The 18,273-nt window shown below is 70.8% G+C and carries 12 protein-coding genes and 1 pseudogene; 11 read left to right on the forward strand and 2 right to left on the reverse strand.

Annotated elements, in window-relative coordinates; all coding sequences use genetic code 11:
• Positions 1–26: 26 nt before the first annotated feature.
• The 3 genes and pseudogenes from AC3CH1_RS16180 (at position 27) to AC3CH1_RS16190 (ending at position 3,254) form a co-directional block, all read left to right on the forward strand.
• Entirely contained in the window at positions 27–1,268 is a 1,242-nt protein-coding gene (locus AC3CH1_RS16180) for a cytidylyltransferase domain-containing protein (protein ID WP_488464411.1), read from the forward strand.
• Between the two features lie 12 nt (positions 1,269–1,280).
• Positions 1,281–2,213 (forward strand): N-acetylneuraminate synthase family protein, encoded by a 933-nt coding sequence (locus tag AC3CH1_RS16185; RefSeq protein WP_265599740.1) that lies wholly within the window; start codon positions 1,281–1,283, stop codon positions 2,211–2,213.
• 10 nt (positions 2,214–2,223) lie between these two features.
• Positions 2,224–3,254 (forward strand): annotated as a pseudogene (locus AC3CH1_RS16190) (hypothetical protein).
• Between the two features lie 75 nt (positions 3,255–3,329).
• Here the strand turns inward: AC3CH1_RS16190 and AC3CH1_RS16195 are convergent.
• Complete coding sequence (locus tag AC3CH1_RS16195) at positions 3,330–4,946, reverse strand: FG-GAP-like repeat-containing protein (RefSeq protein WP_488463593.1); 1,617 nt, start codon at positions 4,944–4,946, stop codon at positions 3,330–3,332.
• Positions 4,947–5,274: 328 nt separating this feature from the next.
• Here AC3CH1_RS16195 and AC3CH1_RS16200 point away from each other — a divergent pair, with 328 nt between their 5' ends.
• The 8 genes from AC3CH1_RS16200 (at position 5,275) to AC3CH1_RS16235 (ending at position 14,768) form a co-directional block, all read left to right on the forward strand.
• Complete coding sequence (locus AC3CH1_RS16200) at positions 5,275–6,510, forward strand: amidohydrolase (RefSeq protein ID WP_488464412.1); 1,236 nt, start codon at positions 5,275–5,277, stop codon at positions 6,508–6,510.
• A gap of 174 nt (positions 6,511–6,684) precedes the next feature.
• Positions 6,685–7,734: a BMP family lipoprotein gene (locus AC3CH1_RS16205; RefSeq protein WP_488463594.1), complete on the forward strand. Its 1,050-nt coding sequence runs from the start codon at positions 6,685–6,687 to the stop codon at positions 7,732–7,734.
• A 356-nt stretch (positions 7,735–8,090) separates the two neighbouring features.
• Entirely contained in the window at positions 8,091–9,674 is a 1,584-nt protein-coding gene (locus AC3CH1_RS16210) for an ABC transporter ATP-binding protein (protein WP_488464413.1), read from the forward strand.
• Positions 9,671–10,789, forward strand: coding sequence for an ABC transporter permease (locus AC3CH1_RS16215; protein WP_488463595.1), 1,119 nt, complete (start codon positions 9,671–9,673; stop codon positions 10,787–10,789). The genes AC3CH1_RS16210 and AC3CH1_RS16215 overlap by 4 nt, the downstream gene beginning before the upstream one ends.
• Positions 10,786–12,051: an ABC transporter permease gene (locus tag AC3CH1_RS16220; protein WP_488463596.1), complete on the forward strand. Its 1,266-nt coding sequence runs from the start codon at positions 10,786–10,788 to the stop codon at positions 12,049–12,051. Before AC3CH1_RS16215 ends, AC3CH1_RS16220 begins: the two co-directional genes overlap by 4 nt.
• Positions 12,048–12,476 (forward strand): cytidine deaminase, encoded by a 429-nt coding sequence (locus AC3CH1_RS16225; protein ID WP_488463597.1) that lies wholly within the window; start codon positions 12,048–12,050, stop codon positions 12,474–12,476. The genes AC3CH1_RS16220 and AC3CH1_RS16225 overlap by 4 nt, the downstream gene beginning before the upstream one ends.
• Before the next feature lie 125 nt (positions 12,477–12,601).
• On the forward strand, positions 12,602–13,879 hold the full coding sequence (locus AC3CH1_RS16230; protein ID WP_488463598.1) for a thymidine phosphorylase: 1,278 nt from the start codon (positions 12,602–12,604) through the stop codon (positions 13,877–13,879).
• A gap of 298 nt (positions 13,880–14,177) precedes the next feature.
• Positions 14,178–14,768 carry a Uma2 family endonuclease gene (locus AC3CH1_RS16235; RefSeq protein ID WP_488463599.1) on the forward strand — a complete coding sequence of 197 codons (591 nt, stop codon included), beginning with the start codon at positions 14,178–14,180 and terminating at the stop codon, positions 14,766–14,768.
• A gap of 80 nt (positions 14,769–14,848) precedes the next feature.
• On the opposite strand, the gene AC3CH1_RS16240 is transcribed toward AC3CH1_RS16235, so the two are convergent.
• Positions 14,849–18,196 (reverse strand): S8 family peptidase, encoded by a 3,348-nt coding sequence (locus AC3CH1_RS16240; protein ID WP_488463600.1) that lies wholly within the window; start codon positions 18,194–18,196, stop codon positions 14,849–14,851.
• Positions 18,197–18,273: the final 77 nt, after the last annotated feature.

Genomic DNA, 18,273 nt, shown 5'->3' on the forward strand with positions numbered 1-18,273 from the left:
CAGCCACCATGACCCCAGGGACAACGATGCAACCGCCCCCGACCGTCCTCGCCGTGATCCCCGCCCGCGGCGGATCCAAGGGCGTCCCCGCCAAGAACCTCGCCGAGGTCGGCGGCATCCCCCTGGTCGCCCGAGCCGTCCGCGCCGCGCTCGCCGCCCCCGAGGTCACCGACGTCGTCGTCACCACCGACGACGGGGCGATCGCCGAGGCCGCCCGCACCGCCGCCGCCGACCTCCGGGCCGCCCACCGGCTGCACGTCGTCGAGCGCCCCGCCGCCATCGCGGGCGACACCGCCACCAGCGAAGCGGCCGTGCTGCACGCGATGGACGTCTACGAGGCCGAGCGCGCCCGGAGCGTCGACGTGGTCCTCCTCGTCCAGTGCACCAGCCCGTTCGTCTCCCGCGAGGACATCGACGGCGTCGCCCGGGCGGTGGCCCACGACGGCGCGGACACGGCCGTCACGGTCGCCCCCTTCCACGGCTTCGTCTGGCGCGACGGGCACGCGGTCGAGGAGGGAACGTACGGCGTCAACCACGACAAGTCCGTACGCCCCCGCCGCCAGGACCGCCCCCAGGACCACCTGGAGACCGGCGCCGCCTACGCGATGGACGCGGCGGGCTTCCGCACCCACCGCCACCGCTTCTTCGGCCACACCGCCCTGGTCCCCACCGACCCGGCGCGGGTCCTGGAGATCGACGACCCGCACGACCTGGCCCGCGCCCGGGCGCTCGCCCCGCTCCTGGACCCCTCCCCGCTGCCCTCCCTCGCGGACGTGGACGCGGTCGTCCTGGACTTCGACGGCACCCAGACCGACGACCGGGTCATGGTCGACTCCGAGGGCCGCGAGACGGTCGCCGTGCACCGGGGCGACGGCCTGGGCATCGCCGCGCTGCGCAAGGCGGGAGTGCCGCTCCTGATCCTCTCCACCGAGCAGAACCCGGTCGTCGCGGCCAGGGCCCGCAAGCTCCAGATCCCCGTCCTGCACGGCATCGACCGCAAGGACGAGGCGCTGAAGCGGTGGTGCGACGAGCAGTCCATCGCCCCCGACCGGGTCCTCTACGTCGGCAACGACGTCAACGACCTGCCCTGCTTCTCGATCGCCGGCTGGCCCGTCGCCGTCGCGAGCGCCCACGACTCGGTACGCGCCGCGGCGCGCGCCGTCACGACCACCCCCGGCGGCTACGGCGCCATCCGCGAGATCGCGGCCTGGCTGCTGGGCCCCACCCTCACCATCACTCCCTCTGTCCCCACAGTCCCCACCAAGTAAGGAAGCACCACCATGAGCACCTCCCGCCTGCGCACCTTCGGCACCCGCACCGCCGGCCCCGGCAACCCCGTCTACATCACGGGCGAGATCGGCATCAACCACAACGGCGACCTCGACAACGCCATCGCGCTGATCGACGCGGCCGCCGAAGCCGGCTGCGACGCCGTCAAGTTCCAGAAGCGCACCCCGGAGATCTGCACCCCGCGCGACCAGTGGGACATCGAGCGCGACACCCCCTGGGGCCGGATGACGTACATCGACTACCGCCACCGCGTCGAGTTCGGCGAGGCCGAGTACACCGCCATCGCCGAGCACTGCGCCAAGCGCGGCATCGACTGGTTCGCCTCCCCGTGGGACACCGAGGCCGTCGCCTTCCTGGAGAAGTTCGATGTCCCCGCCCACAAGGTGGCCTCCGCCTCCCTCACCGACGACGAGCTGCTGCGCGCCCTGCGCGCCACCGGCCGCACGGTCATCCTCTCCACCGGCATGTCGACCCCGAAGCAGATCCGCCACGCGGTCGAGGTCCTGGGCAGCGACAACATCCTTCTCTGCCACGCCACTTCCACGTACCCGGCGAAGGCCGAGGAGCTGAACCTGCGGGTCATCAACACCCTCCAGCAGGAGTTCCCGAACGTCCCGATCGGCTACTCCGGCCACGAGACCGGCCTCCAGACCACCCTCGCCGCCGTCGCGCTCGGCGCCACGTTCGTCGAGCGCCACATCACCCTGGACCGCGCCATGTGGGGCTCCGACCAGGCCGCCTCCGTCGAGCCGCAGGGCCTGACCCGCCTGGTCCGCGACATCCGCACCATCGAGGCCTCCCTCGGTGACGGCGTCAAGAAGGTGTACGAGTCCGAGCTCGGCCCGATGAAGAAGCTCCGCCGGGTCGCGGGCGTCGTCGCCGAGACCGAGAACGCGGCGGCCCCCGAGCCGGTCGCGGTCTGAGCGCCGACCGGTGAACCTCGCCTTCGTCGAGAGCCCGGTCCAGCTCCTGAACGTCCTGGAGTGGGTTCACACCCAGGGGGGAGACGATCCGGCCGCCACCACGGTCGTCGTCCTCCCCCCGGTCGACCCGATGTCGCGCGGTCAGCTGCGCCGGATGGCGGAGCTGGCCCGCGACGAGGGCATCGCCGTCCGCTGGCAGGAGGCGCGCGGCGAGTCCGGCGCCCCCTGAAGGCCTTGCGCGCCCTGGCCGGCCTGGTCCGGCGCGCGGACCACATAGTGATCGGCGACCCGTTCTCCCGCTATGTGCAGCTCCTGCTGACCCTGGTCCGCGCCGATCGCCTCACGGTGGTCGACGACGGCACGGCCACCATGGAGTTCGTCGCCCAGCTGGCCCGGGGCGAACGGCTGACGCGCTGGCACCGCCGGGGCCGCACCGGACCGCGCGAACTGGTCCTGGCCCCGGTCACGGCGACGGCCCGCCGTCGCTTCACCCCGAGCGCGAACCACACGGTCGAGGTGTTCACCGCGATGCCGGTCGAGGCTCCGCCCGGCATCGCGGTCACCCCGAACACCTTCGCCTGGACCCGCGCCCGCTTCGGCCCGCCCAGCATCGGCAAGGGCGCGGACCTGGTCGGCACCTCCCTGGTCGAGACGGGCGTCGTCGACCCCGTCCCGTACCAGGAGGCGGTCACGGCCCTGGCCCGCGCCCACGGCGCCACCCGCTACTTCGCCCACCGCCGCGAGTCCGCCGAGAAGCTCCACGCCCTGGAAGCCGCCACCGGCCTGGAGATCGTCCGCCCGGACCTCCCCCTGGAGCTCATCGCCCGCCGCGGCCCCATCGGCCGCACGATCGTCAGCTTCCCCTCCACGGTCGTCCACACCCTCCCGCTGGCCCTGGCCGGCACGGGCGTGAACGTCGCGGTCTGCGACATCGCCCCGGAATGGCTCCGCGCCACGGCCTCGCCCCGCGCCCAGGGCTTCCTGAGCGGGGTCACGGAGACGGCGCGGGGGGTGCAGCGGCTGTCGTCGGTGGCTACCTGAGGGCCGCCGCCGGCGCGGCGGCGGCCCGGGGGAGTCAGGCGATCCTCGGGGGAACACCCGGCCGATCCGGGGGAGTTACCCGATCGCCCGCCCCTCCCCGAAGCCGAAGCCGCCGTCCGCCGCCACGCGGCCCGGCCACAGTGTCAGGGTGCCGTCCTGCGTACGGCCGTGCAGATCGGCGACACCGTCGCCGTCGAGGTCGCCGACCGTGTCCAGCACCGGGCGGGCGACCATGGTGAAACCGGTGCCGATCAGCACACGGTTCGCGGGGTCGCCCCAGGCGGCGGGGTCCGGTGCGCCGTCCGTGCCGCTGCCGCCGCGCACGCTGTGGAGGTCGCCGGTGGCGTTGTCGCGCAGCCACAGGTCGGCCAGGCCGTCAGCGTCGAGGTCGCCGGGCGCGAGGACGGTGAAGTCGTCCCAGTCCGAGCCGCCGACCGCCACCGGCACATTCAGCCGCATCCCGTGCTTGCCGTGGTAGATCCACAGCCGGCCGCCCTCACGGACGAGGAGATCACTTCTGCCGTCACCGTTCAGATCGCCGGGGGCGATCACCTGCTCCGCGTCGCCCCAATGGTCGTCGCCGGTCCAGCCGGGCTCGCCCACACAGCCGTAGTCCTCGTCCGGGACCGGGCAGTCGACCGTCAGGAGCTGCCGGTCCCGGGTGCCGTCGACCCTTCCCAGGCCGCTGTTGGGATGGACCCAGAGATGCTTCCGCCGCGTGTTGGGGTTGTACTCCAGGGTCACCAGGTCGATGTATCCGTCGTCGTTCCAGTCGGTCCGGTAGGCGGTGCCGGCCCCGGGGGCGGTCAGTCCGGCGTCGGCCGCGGGGGCGAAGGTCCCGTCGCCCCGGCCCGCGTAGGTGAGCAGCTCGCCTCGGTCGTCCAGGCTCCAGATGTCCTTGGCGCCGTCTCCGTTGAGGTCGCCGGGGGCGTCGGGTGTGGTGATGCCCCGGGCGTAGAAGTGGTAGGTGGTCGTGTCCGAGCGATTGCCGGAACGGTCGACGCTGTACGCGTACAGCATGTGCGGGCCGCCGGTCAGTGGAGTGGCCGTCACGTCGGCCGTCCCACCGGGGGAGACGGAGACCTTCCGCTGCTGCGAGTCGAAGGTGCTGTACCAGACGTACTCGACGACGTCGTCCACGCCGTCGGCGCCGAAAGTGAAGGTGCCGGGCGTGCGGGCGTCCCCGGTTTCCGCCGGCCATCCGGCGTCCGCGTCGGGGAACTCCTCCGACACGACCGTCGGCGGCCGGTCCGGACGTACGCGGTCGACCGAGAAGGCGCAGAAACCGGTCCAGGCGGATGCGGCTCCCCCGGAGTCCGTGGCCCGGACCCGCCAGCGGTAATCGCCGGAAGGCAGGTCGATCGAGTAGGCGGCGGCGGTGCTGCCCGCCGTGGCGTCCACCGAATGCTCGGCCACCGGGTCCGTGCCGTCGGCGTCCAAGACCTGGAACTGTGCGGTGAGGGAGGGCGAGTCGGCGTCCTGCACCCGGGCCATGAGCGTCGTCCGGGTATTGCCGATGAATCCGCCCGCGCACGCGGTCGCGGGGCTCGTGGCCAGGCGGTCCGGTATCTCGGGGGGTGTGTTCGCCGGGCGCGCGCGGTCGGCGGACGCGGTGGTACGGGAGAGGCCCGGCGCGGCTGCGGCGGGCGGGGCCAGGGCGGCGACCGTACCGAGGGACGCGGCGACGGCCACCAGGAGCGTGCCGTGACGGAGCCGTCCCTCTCTGTTCCGTCCCTCTCTGTTCCGTCTCTTTCTGTTCGGGGCGGAGTCGGACCGACTGTTCATAGGGCTCCTCACAGGATGCTCATGATTTCTGCGCGATCCTATGAAGGCTCTCGCCGCGTGTCTCGCGCCTTTCCCGCAAGCGCGCGGACCCCGGTGCGGAAGGCGAACGGGTATACCCGCAACCACCCAGCGTCACACGTCCTCACAGGAAATTTGTTCGCCTGAGCGGCTGAAGTTTTGTTGATCTGTGGCCAGTTGAGGGGGCAGGGGGCCTACGCTTCATAAGGTGAACCAGTTGAAGTCCCGCGCCTCCCGCCCCCACAACCCGGCCGGCCAGTCCGGGGGAGGTGCGCTGCCCGGCAGGCTCTCCGACGAACTGCGTGCCGAGCTGATCGCCTTCCGCCGGGATCTGCACATGCATCCCGAGCTGGGCAACCAGGAATTCCGCACCACCGCGGCCATCAAGGACCGGCTGGAGAAGGCCGGGCTGAAGCCGAAGGTCCTCGCCGTCGGGACCGGGCTCATGTGCGACGTGGGGGAGTGGGACGGGGTGACGCCCATGCTGGCGTTGCGGGCGGACATCGACGCGCTGCCGATCCCGGACACCAAGGCGGGCGTGCCCTACCGGTCCACCGTGCCCGACCGGGCGCACGCCTGCGGGCACGACGTGCACACCACCACCGTGCTCGGGGCGGGGCTCGTGCTCGCCGGTCTCGACCGGGAGGGGCTGCTGCCCCACGCCGTGCGGCTGATCTTCCAGCCCGCCGAGGAGGTCCTGCCCGGAGGCGCGGTCGACGCCATCGAGTCCGGGGTGCTGGAGGGTGTCGGGCGGATCATCGGGGTGCACTGCGACCCGAAGGTGGACGTCGGGCGGATCGGGCTGCGGATCGGGGCCATCACCTCGGCCTGCGACCGGCTGGAGGTCACGCTCGACGGGCCCGGCGGGCACACCGCCCGGCCGCACCTGACCACCGACCTGGTCACCGCCGCCGCCCGGATCGCCGTCGACGTGCCCGCGCTGCTCGCCCGCCGGGTCGACGCCCGCTCCGGGCTCGCGCTGACCTGGGGGCGGCTGGAGACCGGGCACGCCCCCAACGTCATCCCGCAGCACGCCGAGCTCTCCGGCACCGTCCGCTGCCTGGACCTGGACGCCTGGCGCGCGGCCCCCGACCTGGTGCACTCCGCCATCGACGAGGTGGCCGGAATGCACCGGGCCAAGACCGTGATCAACTACGTGCGCGGTGTGCCGCCCGTGGTGAACGACGCGGAGTCCATCGGCCTGCTGGACGCCGCGATGACCGAGCGCCGCGGATCGTATGCGATCGAGGACACCGAGCAGAGCCTGGGCGGCGAGGACTTCTCCTGGTACCTGGAGCGGGTGCCCGGCGCGATGGCCCGCCTCGGCGTCCGGACCCCGGGCGACACGCGCGGGCTCGACCTGCACCGCGGCAACTTCGACGTGGACGAGGAAGCCATCACCGTGGGGGTCGAGCTGTTCACCGCCGCGGCGCTGTTCGACGGGAACCGTTAGCGGAGCGTTGACACAGTCTTCGTGGGCCGTTCGTGGACCTACGGGAGGCCTTCTGTTCACGACGATCCGATAACGGCTTCCGTACGTGCTCTTATCTGACATCTACGCGCGTTACGATCGCCGCGAAACCAGCGCCGGAAGAGGCGCTTCGGTCAGGTTTGAAGGAGCCTTCCCTTGCGCCGGATCACCAGGATCACCACCGTGGGCATTGCGTCCGCGGCGCTCGCTCTCAGTGTCACCGCCTGTGGCGGAAAATCGTCGTCGGACGCCGGTTCCGACTCGGGCGGCGAAAAGGCCGCCATCGCCTACGACATCGGCGGCCGCGGCGACCAGTCGTTCAACGACGCCGCCTACGCCGGACTCGCCAAGGCGGAGAAGGAACTCGACGTCAAGGGCAGCGAGGCCGAGCCCTCCGACGGTGAGGGCGACGCGGACAAGGTCCAGCGCCTCACCGAGCTGGCCCGCTCCGGCAACAACCCGGTGATCGGCGTCGGCTTCGCCTACGCCCCCGCCATCAAGAAGGTCGCGCCGAAGTTCCCGAAGACCACTTTCGGCATCATCGACGACGCCTCGGTGACCGGCGACAACATCGCCAACATTGTCTTCAACGAGGAGCAGGGCTCCTACCTCGCCGGCGTCGCCGCCGCCAAGGTCACCAAGACGAAGACGATCGGCTTCATCGGCGGTGTCGAGACCCCGCTGATCAAGAAGTTCGAGGCGGGCTTCATCCAGGGCGCCAAGGACACCGACCCCGCGGTCAAGGTCCTCCCGCAGTACCTCACGCAGCCGCCGAACTTCGACGGCTTCTCCAAGCCCGACCTCGGCAAGGCCGCGGCCCAGGGCCAGCTCGACAAGAAGGCCGACGTGATCTACTCGGCCGCCGGTCTGGCCGGTTCCGGTGCCATCGAGGCCGCCTCCAAGGCGGGCAAGTGGAACATCGGCGTCGACTCCGACCAGTACCAGCAGAAGGGCCTCGCGGCCTACAAGGAGTCCATCCTGACCTCGGTCACCAAGGACGTCGAGGACTCGGTGTTCGACCTGATCAAGTCGGTCCAGGACGGCAAGCCGACCACCGGTGAGATCCGCTACGGCCTGGACAAGGACGGCGTCGGCCTGTCGATGTCCAACCCGGCGTTCACCAAGATGACGGACGTCATCGCGGCCGTCGACAAGGCCAAGCAGGACATCATCGGCGGCAAGATCACCGTCAAGACCGCTCCGTAAGCAGCACGGAGCCTCCTGCCGTACAGCTGGTTTCCTCAAGGCCCTGTCCGTCCCCGCCGGCCGCATCCGCGGTCGGCGGGGACGGACAGGGCCGCGAGTCCATTCCCGCCGTACGGACAGGCTCCACGCCGCGGAACGCCAACTTTCGCGGTCCCCCGCGGAACGCGAACGTTCGCGGCAGAAACGAATGAAGATCCGCCTCTCGCAGTGCTCTCCCACCCGGCCCGGACCGCGCGTCCGGACCGTGACGTGCACCTGTGTTTCACGATTCGGCAGCGCTACGCGTGTAGACAGCCCTCCGGCGCGATAACTTCACCCCCGCCCCCCAGAGCCCCCCAGCCCCTCCGCCCCCGCTCCTGTCCGGCCAAGGAGAGTGCGTCATCAACGCGTCCAGCAGCCCCCCTGCCGTGGAACTGCACGGCATCACCAAGCGCTTCCCCGGCGTCGTCGCCAACCACGACATCGACATCACGATCGCCAAGGGCACGGTCCATGCCCTCGTCGGTGAGAACGGCGCCGGCAAGTCCACCCTGATGAAGATCCTCTACGGCATGCAGAAGCCGGACGAGGGCACCATCGCGATCAACGGCGAGCAGGTCTCGTTCTCCAACCCGGGCGACGCCATCGAGCGGGGCATCGGCATGGTGCACCAGCACTTCATGCTCGCCGACAACTTCACCGTCCTGGAGAACGTCGTCCTGGGCGGCGAGAAGCTGTACGGCATCGGCTCCGGCGCCCGGAAGAAGATCAAGGAGATCTCCGACGCGTACGGTCTGGGCATCCGGCCCGACGCGCTCGTGGAGGACCTCGGGGTCGCCGACCGGCAGCGCGTGGAGATCCTCAAGGTCCTCTACCGGGGCGCCCGCATCCTGATCCTGGACGAGCCGACCGCGGTCCTCGTACCGCAGGAGGTCGACGCGCTCTTCGCCAACCTGCGCGAGCTCAAGGCCGAGGGCCTGACCGTCATCTTCATCTCGCACAAGCTCGGCGAGGTGCTCTCCGTCGCCGACGACATCACGGTGATCCGCCGCGGCACGACCGTGGGCACCGCCGATCCGGCGTCCACCACGACCAAGCAGCTCGCCGAACTGATGGTCGGCAGCGAGCTGCCCTCGCCGGAGACCCGCGAGTCCACCGTCACCGATGTGCCGATGCTGCGCGTGAAGGACCTGGCGCTCACGGTCACCGACCCCGACGGCACCGTCCGCGACGTGCTCGCCGGCATCGACCTCACCATTCACCAGGGCGAGGTCCTCGGCATCGCCGGGGTCGAGGGCAACGGGCAGACCGAGCTGATCGAGGCCCTGATCGGCATGCGCATCCCGGACGGCGGGGTGATCACCCTCGACCAGGACGACATCTCGCAGGTCCCCACCCGCAAGCGGCGCGAGGCCGGCATCGGGTACATCCCCGAGGACCGCCACCGCCACGGCGTCCTGCTGAACGCCCCGCTGTGGGAGAACCGCATCCTCGGCCACGTCACCGAGAAGCCCAACAGCCGCGGCTGGCTGCTGGACAACAAGGCGGCCCGCGCCGACACCGAGCGGATCGTGCGCGAGTACGACGTGCGCACCCCCGGCATCGAGGTCACCGCGGCCTCCCTCTCCGGCGGCAACCAGCAGAAGCTGATCGTCGGCCGCGAGATGAGCCACGCGCCCAAGCTCCTCATCGCCGCCCACCCCACCCGTGGCGTGGACGTCGGCGCGCAGGCGCAGATCTGGGACCAGATCCGCGAGGCCCGCCGCGAAGGGCTGGCCGTCCTGCTGATCTCGGCCGACCTGGACGAGCTGATCGGGCTCTCCGACACCCTGCGCGTCATGTACCGCGGCCGACTGGTCGCCGACGCCGACCCGGCCACCATCACCCCGGAGGAACTGGGCTCGGCCATGACCGGCGCCGCCACCGGGCACCTCGAAAGCCCGGAGGACGAGGCCCGATGAAGAAATTCGACAAGGACCGGCTGATCCTGGGCTTCGCCGGCCCGGTGCTCGCCCTGGTCGTCGCCCTCGCGCTGACGACCGCGGTGCTGCTCGCCTCCGGCCGGAACCCCTTCGAGCCGTACCGGATCATGTTCGAGTCGGCGAGCTACGTCGACGTACAGGTCCTGATCGTCAACCAGGCCGGTACGTACTACCTCGCCGCACTCGCCGTGGCCGTCGGCTTCCGGATGAACCTCTTCAACATCGGCGTCGACGGGCAGTACCGCCTCGCCGCCATGATGGCCGCGCTGGTCGGCGCGAGCGTCAGCCTGCCGGGGCCGCTGCACATCGCGCTCATCGTGATCGTCGCGATGCTGGTCGGCGCGTTCTGGTCGGGCATCGCGGGCTTCCTCAAGACCACCCGCGGGGTGAGCGAGGTCGTCTCGACGATCATGCTCAACTCGATCGCCACCGCCCTGGTCGCCTGGCTGATCCTGCCGAAGAACTTCGGCGAGCAGCCGGCCGGCTCCAACAACCTGACCACCGGTGAGATCGCCGAGTCCGGCTGGTTCCCGGGGCTGCCGATGGGCGACCAGGCAGGGGAGATCTACGGCTTCACGTTCGTCGCCGCGGGCTGCGGCCTCCTGTACTGGTTCGTGCTGAACCACACCCGGTTCGGCTTCGACCTGCGCGCCACCGGCGCCAGCGAGAGCGCCGCCCAGGCGTCCGGCGTGGACGCCAAGAAGATGATCCTCACCTCGATGCTGATCTCCGGTGCGGTCGCGGGCCTGGCCGGCATGCCGACGCTGCTCGGCGACACCCACACCTACAGCCTCGACTTCCCCACCGGTATCGGCTTCACCGGCATCACCATCGCGCTGCTGGGCCGCAACAACCCGCTCGGCATCGCCTTCAGCGCCCTGCTGATCGCCTTCCTGGACAAGTCGTCGGCCTCGCTCGACCAGTACGGGTACGAGAAGGAGATCGCCACGATCATGCAGGGCCTGATCGTGATCTCGGTCGTCGTCTCCTACGAGCTGGTCCGCCGGTACGGCATCCGCCGCCAGCAGCAGAAGGTCGGCGAGGAGCTCGCCGCCGGCCATGCCATCAAGACCGAGAAGGAGGCGGCCCTGTGAGCACGAGCAAAGCCACCGCCGCACGCGTCGCCCCCACCAAGGGCGGCGGCCGCCGCAAGCTCTCCCTGCCCGTCGTCCTCCTGATCATCGCGGGCGCGCTCGCCCTGGTCTCCCTGGTACGCCTCATCAGCGGCGCCAACGACGTCACCTCGGTCGGCCAGGTCGCCGGCGCCCTGGAACTGGCCGTCCCGATCGGCCTCGCCGGACTCGGCGGCCTGTGGGCCGAGCGCGCGGGCGTCGTCAACATCGGCCTCGAAGGCATGATGGTCCTGGGCACCTGGTTCGGCGCCTGGGCCGGTTTCCAGTGGGGCCCGTGGGTGGGCGTCCTCTTCGGGATCCTCGGCGGCTGCCTCGGCGGCCTGCTGCACGCGGTCATCACCGTCACCTTCGGCGTGAACCACATCGTCTCCGGTGTGGCCATCAACATCCTCGCCGTCGGCGTCACCCGCTACCTCTCCAACTTCGCCTTCGACGGCATCCAGGGCGGCTCCTCCAAGCAGTCCCCGCGCATCGATCAGATCGACAAGATCACGATCCCAGGACTCTCCGACTGGCTGCAGGACCTGCAACAACAGCACTGGTTCCTGATCTCCGACCTCGCGGGCATCCTCGGCGGCCTGGTCACCGGACTCTCCCTGCTGACCGTCGTCGCCCTGCTGCTGATCCCCGCCACCTGGTGGATCCTGTGGCGCACCCCGTTCGGACTGCGGCTGCGCTCCTGCGGCGAGTCCCCGGTGGCCGCCGAGACCCTCGGCGTCAACGTCTACAAGTACAAGTACATCGCCGTCACGATCTCCGGCGGTCTGGCGGGCCTGGGCGGCGCGTTCCTCGCGATCGTCGCCACCGGCATCTACCAGGAGGGCCAGACCGGCGGCCGCGGCTACATCGGCCTCGCCGCGATGATCTTCGGCAACTGGATGCCGGGCGGCATGGCGCTCGGCGCCGGACTCTTCGGCTTCACCGACAGCCTCAAGCTGCGCGGCGGCGCGGAGAACGTCCACGCGATGCTGCTCCTGCTGGCGATCCTGCTGGTCATCGCCGTGTTCTGGCAGCTGTACCGGAAGAAGTACGTCGCCGCGGTGATCTCGGCGGCCGTCTCGGCGCTGCTGTTCACCTGGTACCTCCTGACCGACCAGGTGCCGAGCCAGTTCGTCGACGCCGCCCCGTACGTCACGACGCTGCTGGTCCTCTCGCTCTCCGCGCAACGGCTGCGGATGCCCAAGGCGGACGGCGTGCCGTACCGCAAGGGCGAGGGCAAGTGACGCCGCCCGCCGCCGGAGGCCCGCCCGCCGAGGCGTTCGGCGAGGCCGACTGGGAGACCCTGCGGGCCGCGGCCCGGGACGCCATGTCCCGGGCGTACGCCCCCTACTCGGGCTTCCCGGTCGGTGTCGCCGCCCGCGTGGACGACGGCCGCACGATCACCGGATGCAACGTGGAGAACGCCAGCTACGGCCTCTCGCTCTGCGCCGAGTGCGGTCTGGTCTCCGCGCTCCACGCCACCGGCGGCGGCCGGCTGACCCACTTCACCTGCGTGGACGGCACCGGGGCGGTCCTGGTGCCGTGCGGCAGGTGCCGACAGCTGCTGTACGAGTTCGGCGGCCCGGAGCTGCTCCTGGAGACGCCGGACGGACGGCGCACGCTGGACCAGATGCTGCCCCAGGCCTTCGGCCCGCAGCACCTCGGCTGAACCTCGTATCTCCTGGCGGTGGCCCTTCCCTTTCCCGGAAGGGCCACCGCTCCTCTGCCCCTCTATGCGCGTAGAGTCATTTGGGACTCTTACTCTTGCGTACGCACCAGGCCGGAAGGATTCCCATGGACGCCATCTCCGTCATCCGCACCAAGCGGGACCGGGGCGAGCTGACCCCCGAGCAGATCGACTGGGTCATCGACGCCTACACCCGCGGCGAGGTCGCCGACGAGCAGATGTCCGCCCTCGCCATGGCGATCCTGCTCAACGGGATGAACCGCACCGAGATCGCCCGCTGGACCGCCGCGATGATCGCCTCCGGCGAGCGGATGAACTTTGACGCGCTGTCCCGCCCGACCACCGACAAGCACTCCACCGGCGGCGTCGGCGACAAGATCACCCTGCCGCTCGCCCCGCTGGTCGCCGCCTGCGGCGCGGCCGTGCCGCAGCTCAGCGGCCGGGGCCTCGGCCACACCGGCGGCACCCTGGACAAGCTGGAGTCCATCCCCGGCTGGCGGGCCCACCTCACAGGCGCGGAGATGCTCAGCGTCCTCGACGGCACCGGCGCGGTCATCTGCGCCGCCGGCGACGGCCTCGCCCCCGCCGACAAGAAGCTGTACGCGCTGCGCGACGTCACCGGCACCGTCGAGGCGATCCCTCTGATCGCCAGTTCGATCATGTCCAAGAAGATCGCCGAGGGCACCGGAGCGCTCGTCCTGGACGTCAAGGTCGGCTCGGGCGCCTTCATGAAGACCATCGAGGACGCCCGCGAACTGGCCTCCACCATGGTCGCGCTCGGCACCGACAGCGGGGTGCGCACGGTCGCGCTGCTCACCGACATGTCCACCCCGCTCGGCCTCACCGCGGGCAACGCGCTGGAGGTCCGCGAGTCCGTCGAGGTGCTGGCCGGCGGCGGCCCGAAGGACGTCATCGACCTGACCCTCGCCCTCGCCCGCGAGATGCTGGACGCCGCCGGGCTCAAGGACGCCGACCCGGAGAAGGCCCTCGCCGACGGCTCCGCCATGGACGTCTGGCGCCGGATGATCTCCGCCCAGGGCGGCGACCCGGACGCCACGCTCCCGACCGCCCGAGAGCAGCACGTGGTGACCGCACGCTCCTCCGGCGTACTGACCCGCCTGGACGCCTACGACGTCGGCGTCGCCGCCTGGCGCCTCGGCGCGGGCCGCGCGCGCAAGGAGGACCCGGTGCAGGCGGGCGCGGGCGTCGAGCTGCACGCGAAGCCCGGCGACACCGTCACCGAGGGCCAGCCCCTGATGACGCTGCACACGGACACCCCGGAGAAGTTCGACTACGCGCTGAAGGCGCTGCCCGAGGCGTACGACATCGCCCCGGCCGGCACGTCGTTCGCACCGCTGCCGGTGGTGCGGGAACGTATCGCCTGACCTGCGGTTTCCCCATATGGGTGAACGGGATCGGTGGACTGCCACCGGTCCCGTTCGGCATGCTGGACTCGGGCCTTGCGTCCGGATCAGGGTGGATCAGGGAGCGGGGTCCGGTGCGTGCAGCTGCAAGGCGGAGGATTGAGGCAGATGGGGTCTCCCCTGCTCGAGCGGAGCCGAGAGCTTGGGGAAGGAGCCATGGTGATTGACGACAACGCGGCAGATGCGCGTGCCGGGGCCCGCGAGCCCGCCCTGATCCGGACGCAAGGCCCCAGGTGACGTACCGATAGAGGAGACCGCCATGAGCGCACTCACCGTCGAACCCGTGCCGGGCCACGGCCAGGACTGGGACGACCTGGTCCGGATCTGGGAGGAGACGGACGCACCCGAGGGCTGCAAGGTGGAGATCATCGAGGAGATCGTCACCGTGTCGCCACCGCCGTCCAAGGACCACAACACCACCGCTGAGCTGCTCCAGCGCAGGCTCTACACCGTCATCCCGGAGCACTGGGGTGTCTACCAGACGCTCGGCCTCTCGTTGCCGGGGCGGGATGGCATCTATATCCCCGACCTCGTGGTCATGGAGCGAGCGCTGCTCGTCGGGACCGGTCACACCGTCCCCGCCGCCGAAGCCCGCCTCGTTGTCGAGATCACCTCCCGCGCCAACGCCAACCACGACCGCGTCAGCAAGGTCAACGGCTACGCCAAGGCCGGGGTGGAGCTCTTCCTGCTCCTTGACCCCTGGCACTCCGGCCGCCCGACCGCGACGCTGTACGGGGAGCCGGAGGGCGGTACGTACCGGGTCCTGGAAACGGTCGAGTACGGGCGGAAGCTGACCCTTCCCGAGCCGTTCGGGCTGGTCATCGACACCAGCGTCTTCCCCATCAGCTGACACGCGGACGGCCCGCCGCACGGAGAGGATCCGTGCGGCGGGCCGCCGTCATGCGAGCGTGAACTACCGGACGTATCGGGTCACTTGCCGAAGTACGCGCTGTAGATCTTCACCGACGAGGTGTTGCCCTTCTTGTCGGTGACCTTGGCGGAGAAGGAGATCGCCTTGCCCTTGGCCGGGTTCTTGACGGTGATCTTGCCCTTCTTGACGGTGACCTTCTTCCAGGTCTTGCCGCCGTCGTAACTGACGTACGTCTTCAGCGACTTCAGGTTCTTGCCCGCAGCTGCGCCGTGGACCTTCACCGGCACCGCGACGGTCTTGCCCGCCTTGACCCGGCCGTCGGCGCCCACGGCCGGGGTGAACCGGACGGTGGAGACGGGCAGCATCGTGAACGCGGTCTTCTTCGAGCGGAACGTCCAGGCCGCGTCCACCCGGGTGGAGAGGGGGTTGACCCTGGCGTTGTGCTGGACCGTGGTCGTCAGCTTGTAGTCTGCCGCGCCCGCCGGGACCCGGAAGGGCTCGCCGCCCACCGGGTCGCCGTTCTGGCCGAGCTTCTTGCCGTTGCGGTACAGGACGGTCTCGGCCGACGTGAACAGCATCTCGCCCGCGTTGCCCCGGCCGTCGGCCAGCAGCGGGAGGAAGCCGGTGATCTCGTTGCCGTCACGGACGATGCCGTAGTCCTTGTCCACCAGCGGGCCGAACACCGCCGTGTTCACGGACTTCGTGTACGTCTTGCCCGCCTTGTACGCCGCCTCCTTGCCGACCTGGTAGTTGGCCTCGTACGTCGGCCAGCCGTCCGCGTCGAGGGGGCCCTGCTGGTCGAAGTCGAAGCTCCAGGCCACCTTGTCCCCGGTGGAGACGTACAGCGTGCGGGTGCCGGGCAGCTTCTGGTCGATCGAGGTCGCCCAGCTGCCGCCCTGCGTGGGCAGGAGGGGGAAGGCGGTGATCGAACCCTTCTTCTTCGGCGCGGCCGAGCCCATGGTGATCTTCACCTTGGCCAGCTGCGCCGTGGTGAACTTCCGGTCGAAGCCGGTGGCGAGCTGCTTGACCGTGCCGCCGACCGCGATGTCGTACTCGGTCGACGCGCCCTTGCTCCAGGTGCCCGACCAGTGCTGGGCGAGCGAGCCGTCGGTGATCTTCGGGCCGGCGTGGAGCGTGCGGATGCCGGCCGGTGACTCCATCAGCCGGCCGAAGGAGACCGCGTCGTTCGCCTCCTCCACCCGGTAGTCCGGGGAGAACAGCTGAGCCTTCGCCTTCGCGTCCGGCACCGTGAGCTTCACCGGCTTCGCCTTGCGGGCGTCGAACGTCAGCGAGGTGTTCTTGGTGATCGCGACCTTGGGCTGCGCGATCCAGTCGGCGCCCTTGGTGACGTCGTCCGGGTCGTTGTAGACCGTGGAGTTGACCACGTACGTGCCCTTGGGCACCCGGATCTTCGCCGTGCCGTCGACGACCGGCGGGCTCAGGAACGGGTTGCCGGACTGCGCACCGAAGCGGAAGAGCGTGCTGTCCGCGTAGGCGGCCGGGCGGCCGTCCCGCCCGAGGTGCTTGACCGTGACGTCGTAGCTCTCCACCTCACGCTCGACCGCGGCGGCCGTGCGCACGGTCTGCCCGCCGCCGGTGGCCACCAGGTACGCGGAGTACGTGCCGTCGGCCGTGGAGCCGAGCCGGGTGTCGGCGGTCAGCGTCACCTCCGCCGTGCCGCCCGCCGGGACGGTGACCCGGTCCGCGCCGAGCGTGAAGAAGCCGGCCGGGGCGGGCTTGCCCGCGGGGCCGGTGCCCGTCGCCTTCAGATCGAGGGTGACGTCGCTCGTGCCGAGGTTGCGGTACGTGACCTTCTCGGTGGCCGGCTTGTCGTCGGTGTGCGGCCACTGCTGCACCCCGAAGCTCACCGAGACCGGGTCGGCGACCACGGTCTGGGCGATCGCCCGGTCCACCGCGATCCGGCCGGAACCCTGCTGGAACGGGTTGTACGCGCCGGGCTTCGTGGACGCGGTCAGCGCGCCCTTCAGCTCGGTATACGTCCAGTCGGGGTGCTGCTGCTTGAGCAGGGCGGCCGCGCCCGCGACGTGCGGGGTGGCCATCGACGTACCCGAGATCGTCGCGTAGCCGGCGGGGTTCTCGCCCACCTCCTTCGCGATCAGCGAGCCGGACGGGATGGCCGCCGTGGTGTCCACGCCGGGGGCCGTCACGTCGGGCTTGACCGCCCCGTCCCCGACCCGCGGGCCGCGGCTGGAGAAGTCCGCCAGCTTGTCCTGGTCGTCGACCGCGCCCACGGTGAGCGCGGCGTCCGCGCTGCCCGGCGAGCCCACCGTGCCCGCGCTGTTGCCCTCGTTGCCCGCGGCGATGGCGAACAGGACGCCCTTCTCGGCCGACAGCTTGTCGACCGCGGCCTCCAGCGGGTCCACCTCCGGGGTGTCCATCCCGCCGAGGCTCAGGTTGACGATGTCGGCGCCCTGGGCGACTGCCCACTCCATTCCGGCCAGGATGCCGGAGTCCTCGCCGTAGCCGTCGTCGTCGAGCACCTTGCCCGCGAGCAGCTTGGCGTCCGGGGCCACGCCCTTGAACTTGCCGCCCGACTTGGCGCCGGTGCCCGCCGCGATCGAGGCGACGTGCGTGCCGTGGCCGACCCGGTCCTTGGTGTCCTTGGCGGCGCTGAAGTTCTTCTCCGCGAGGATCTGGCCCTTGAGGTCGGGGTGGGTGGCGTCCGTCCCGGTGTCCAGGACCGCGATCTTGACGCCCTTGCCGGTGAACCCGGCCTTCCACGCCGCCGGGACGCCGATCTGCGGGATGCTCTTGTCGAGGCTCGCCCGGCGCACGCCGTCCAGCCAGACCCGGTCGATGCCGGCCGCGGTGGTGACCCGTTCACCGCTCGCGCGTCGGTCGGTGAGCGCCTTCCAGATGGCCGGCGCGTCGGCGGTCGGTGTGGTCACCGACTCGGCGTTCAGCGATTTCAGACTGCGTCCCACTTCTGTGGAGCCCGCGTCGCGGACCTGCGCCTTCGCGGCGGCCGCCTGCTCGCCCCGGTAGCCGACGATCAGCTTCAGACCGTCGCGCTGGGCCCGGAGGTTCTCCGGGCGGCTCAGCTCGGTGACGTCGAACAGCCGACGGTCGAGCTTGCCGGAGACGATCAGCCGATGGGCGTCCGCCGGAACGACGAGGGTGTGCCCCTTGGTGCTCATCCGCTGCACCGGGATGTTCTCCCGGCCCTTCGCGGGCCGGAAGGCGACCGGCTTGCCCTGGTCGTCGACGGTGACCCGGTCCCCCGTGACGAGGGTCAGTTGACGCAGCTCCCTGTCCTGGGAACGGTCCTGGGCCCGGGCGTCGGACGACGCCCTCGGATCCGGCTGGGCGACGGCGGACGAGGTCATGCCCGCCGCCAGCGCCACGGCCACGGCAGTGGCGACCGCCGGTATGCACGCGGTTCTCACGTGTCTGCGCAACTCTCCCCCTGGAGAACTCGATGGTTTCTCGGTCCCGCCGGTCCGCAGCGACGCAGGAACCACGG

This window comes from Streptomyces sp. MGP-P1 (assembly GCF_057766565.1).